Origin of the sequence: uncultured Ruthenibacterium sp., assembly GCF_963558415.1 — a bacterium.
GTDB lineage: Bacteria > Bacillota > Clostridia > Oscillospirales > Ruminococcaceae > Ruthenibacterium.
In genome coordinates this window covers 1-3,821 of record NZ_CAUWGY010000130.1, presented here as the reverse complement: position 1 = coordinate 3,821, position 3,821 = coordinate 1, and the positions used below count along the sequence as shown (strand labels likewise).

4 protein-coding genes and 2 other RNA genes are annotated in these 3,821 nt (G+C 44.6%); all 6 read left to right on the top strand.

From position 1 onward, the window contains the following. Positions 1 to 7 precede the first annotated feature (7 nt). The 6 genes from ffs (at position 8) to ssrA (ending at position 3,774) form a co-directional block, all read left to right on the top strand. Positions 8 to 106: signal recognition particle sRNA small type (ffs, locus tag AB5H98_RS12925), an RNA gene on the top strand. Positions 107 to 182: 76 nt separating this feature from the next. Beyond that, positions 183 to 1,895, top strand: a complete 1,713-nt coding sequence (dnaX, locus tag AB5H98_RS12920) for a DNA polymerase III subunit gamma/tau (protein WP_367926297.1) — start codon at positions 183 to 185, stop codon at positions 1,893 to 1,895. Beyond that, positions 1,895 to 2,233 (top strand): YbaB/EbfC family nucleoid-associated protein, encoded by a 339-nt coding sequence (locus AB5H98_RS12915; RefSeq protein ID WP_367926296.1) that lies wholly within the window; start codon positions 1,895 to 1,897, stop codon positions 2,231 to 2,233. The genes dnaX and AB5H98_RS12915 overlap by 1 nt, the downstream gene beginning before the upstream one ends. A 17-nt stretch (positions 2,234 to 2,250) precedes the next feature. Beyond that, positions 2,251 to 2,850 (top strand): recombination mediator RecR, encoded by a 600-nt coding sequence (recR, locus tag AB5H98_RS12910; RefSeq protein WP_367926295.1) that lies wholly within the window; start codon positions 2,251 to 2,253, stop codon positions 2,848 to 2,850. An 82-nt stretch (positions 2,851 to 2,932) separates the two neighbouring features. Next, positions 2,933 to 3,400, top strand: coding sequence for an SsrA-binding protein SmpB (smpB, locus tag AB5H98_RS12905; protein WP_367926294.1), 468 nt, complete (start codon positions 2,933 to 2,935; stop codon positions 3,398 to 3,400). Positions 3,401 to 3,424: 24 nt separating this feature from the next. Further along, positions 3,425 to 3,774: a transfer-messenger RNA gene (ssrA, locus tag AB5H98_RS12900) on the top strand. The last annotated feature ends 47 nt before the right edge of the window (positions 3,775 to 3,821 follow it).

Genomic DNA, 3,821 nt, shown 5'->3' with positions numbered 1-3,821 from the left:
ATACAGAGGGCGGGCCCTGTGCGACGGGGCTCCATGAACCATGTCAGGCGGGGAACCGAGCAGCATTAAGTGGTATGTTCTGTGCGCCGCAGGTTTCCTGTCCTCTGTATACCGAGCAGTATACCAGGCGTGAAACGCCGTGGCCTGTCTATTTTTTTACATGTGGGGAGGTGGTTCAGTTTATGTATCGTGCACTGTATCGAAAATGGCGTCCCAAAACGTTTGAAGATGTAGTAGGGCAAAAAGAGATTACCACTGCGCTACAAAATCAAATTTTGCATGATAAAGTAGGACATGCTTATATTTTTACTGGCACGAGGGGAACTGGTAAGACCACTTGCGCTAAAATTTTTGCCAAGGCCGTAAACTGCCTTTCTCGCAGAGGAGCAGATCCTTGTGGAACATGTTCCATCTGTAAAGGAATTGATGATGCAAGTGTAATGGATGTTGTTGAAATTGATGCTGCATCCAACAATGGTGTCGATAATATTCGAGATTTGCGAGACGAGACGGCGTATACTCCAAGCGAATGCACCTATAAGGTATATATTATTGATGAGGTGCACATGCTTTCCACGGCAGCATTTAATGCGCTTTTGAAAATTATGGAAGAGCCTCCCTCGCATGTGATTTTTATTTTAGCAACTACAGAGATCCATAAAGTCCCAGCTACTATTTTGTCTCGTTGCCAGCGCTATGATTTTACCAGGATTTCTCCAGAGGATATTGAAGGCCGGCTGCTATATGTGGCAGAACAGGAAGGAATTCATTTGGAGATACAGGCGGCCAGTTTGATTGCTCGTTTGGCGGATGGTGCCATGCGTGATGCACTTTCTATCTTGGACACATGTGCGGGAGTAACAAATCAAGTGGATGCTGATGTAGTTCGGCGAATGGCGGGTGTGACGGATAAGAGCTATTTGTTCGAATTATGTGAAGCGGTTGCGGCCGGGAATGCTGCTGAGGCTTTGGCGTTGGTTGCTCGTTTGAGGGAGAAATCTATCGACATCAAACGTTTGTGTGATGAGTTGATTTTACATTATAGAAATTTGCTTTTGGCAAATGTACCCAACGGCTCAAAACTTTTAGTTGGCGTAAGCGAAGAAGAGGAAAAACGGTATCTGGATACGGCATCTTCTGTATCACAAGAAGCGGCTATCCGCGCAATTCGTCGATTGTGTGAAGCATTGGATAGAATGGGCAAGGGAACGGATCCTCGAATTGAATTGGAATTGGCTTTATTCAGTTTGTGTACACCTGAAGTGAAACCTATGATTCCGGCAACACCAGTGACGACCGCGGTTCACAATGGCCCGATGCCTTTTGTGAGTACACCAATATCGGAGACACCGATAAAGAATACTCCTGTTCAGGTGCAAGTGGTTAGTGAGGTTCCGGCTGTGACAGATCAGCCGCCTTGGGATATTCCAGCGCAGAAACCGGTGCATGAAGAGTTGAGTAATAACGCTGAAAAGCATTCTACTGTTCAAGCTACAAGTAAACCGATTTCAAAAGCACCATTGCCTAAGCTTCCAGATGGTGTGACAGAACAGGTATTTGCGCAATGGGATTCCGTGATACAAGCTATGGAGACCAAGGATACATTGTTATATGTAAATATGAAAGGAACGAAGGCGTATTATGATGGACGTCGTATTTTGATCGACGGAAGTGATTTGTTCCTTGAATTTATGCGGCAGAATGAGTACTCTACGGAGCTAATAAAATCGACGATCCAAGAGATTACAGGAATTCGATATGCCATTGGTCCCTATAAAAAGAAGACACAAGAAAAACAGCAAAATACGGCTCAGCAAACACTTCAGCTTTTGGAACAACAGGGAGTTGAAGTGATTTATGAGGATGATACAAAAGAAGAAAAGAGGTTATTATAATGAAAGCTAGATTACCCCAAGGATATGGAAAGCAGAGTATGGCTCAACTGATGCAACAGGCACAGCAGATGCAGGAAAACGTGAAGAAAAAGCAAGAGGAGTTAGAGAATACTTCTTACAGTGTAACCGCTGGTGGCGGAATGGTAGAACTGACCATGACTGGAAATCATCAAGTGACAAGTTTGAAATTGAATCCGGATGTTGTGCAACCCGACGATATTGAAATGCTTGAAGATTTGATATCTGCCGCTGTTAACGAAGCTGTTCGTGTGGTGGATGAAGCGGCTGACAAAGAAATGGCAGCTCTTACAGGCGGATTGAATATTCCCGGCCTATAAGAGCTAAGGAGAGAAAAATGGCTTATGTAGCGGCGCCGCTGGAGCGGCTCATTGAACAATTTGCAAAATTACCTGGAATTGGAAGAAAAGGTGCTACGCGCTATGCATATCAAGTGCTTAGCATGTCCAAGGAGGATGCCTTGGAGTTTGCAAAAGCAATTGAGGAAGCTCATACAAAAGTTCGGCGATGCAAAATATGTCAGAATTTTACGGAAGAAGAGATTTGCCCAATTTGTTCGAATGAAGGTAGAGATCATAGCGTAATTTGCGTTGTCGAGTCACCACGCGATGTCACTGCTTTTGAGCGTACGCGAGCATTTCGTGGATTGTATCATGTGCTTCATGGCCTTTTATCGCCAATGGATGGAATCTCTGCAGAGCAATTATGTATCAAAGAGTTATTGGAACGCTTGAAGGATGAGGAAATTCAAGAGTTGATTATGGCGACGAATTCTACGGTAGAGGGTGAAGCCACAGCGATGTATATTGCAAAGCTGGTTAAGCCACTGGGAGTAAAAGTTACTCGCTTAGCATATGGTTTACCGGTTGGCAGCGATATTCAATACGCCGACGAGGTTACTCTAGGTAGCTCTTTGACCAACCGAAAAGAGTTGTGATATTTGTTTCGAGGCATTTTGCTTGACAAAACCGTATGGAAAGCGTATTCTTATAGCCTGAACTAGCGCTGGAGGTGATAAAATGGAAGTGCGGCCAACAGAAAAAGTGATTGCAGAGAATCGAAAGGCGCGGCACGACTATTTTGTCATGGAGACGCTGGAGGCAGGAATTGAGCTAGTAGGAACAGAAGTAAAAAGTATTCGCGCTGGAACAGTCAACTTGAAAGATTCTTGGGTTGAGGTTGAAAACGGAGAGCTTTTTGTGCATGGAATGCATATCAGTCCCTACGAAAAAGGAAATATTTTTAACCGTGATCCGTTACGCGAGAGAAAGCTTTTGGTTCATCGAAAAGAAATTCGACATTTGGCTGAGGAAAAAAAATTAAAAGGATATACGATCGTTCCGCTAAAGTTGTATTTTAAGCGTGGCAAAGTCAAGGTGGCTCTTGGTTTATGCAAGGGCAAAAAGCTTTATGACAAGCGTGCTGATATGGCGGCGCGTGCGGCGAAACGTGATATTGATCGCGCATTGAAAACTCAAAATCACTAATTAGGCCTTTTGAGGCCTTTTTATGGGGATGTAAAGGTTTCGACGGGGAGAGGAAAGCGAAAGCAGCGGGTAGTGGCTGAGGGACACACTTAAAACTCCTTCAAAAAAATAGCTAACAACAATAAATTAGCTGTCGCTGCCTAATTAAAGGCGGCTGTCCTGCCCACTTAAGCACCGTGTGGGGTCAGGGCATCATTTAGGTGCTGAACGTGAATGGTCTTAAGCTTTGCGGGCCATCATGACTTTATGAAGCTACCGAAGTATCGGCGTGTTTATCCGCTTGGTACTGAGGAAATATTGTAGATAAACTGCACCCGGAGATACTAGCGTAGACTTCTTTTCGGACAGGGGTTCGACTCCCCTCATCTCCACCAGATGGACATTACACGAACACCTACTTTTTCAAAGGCGGCTTTGCCGT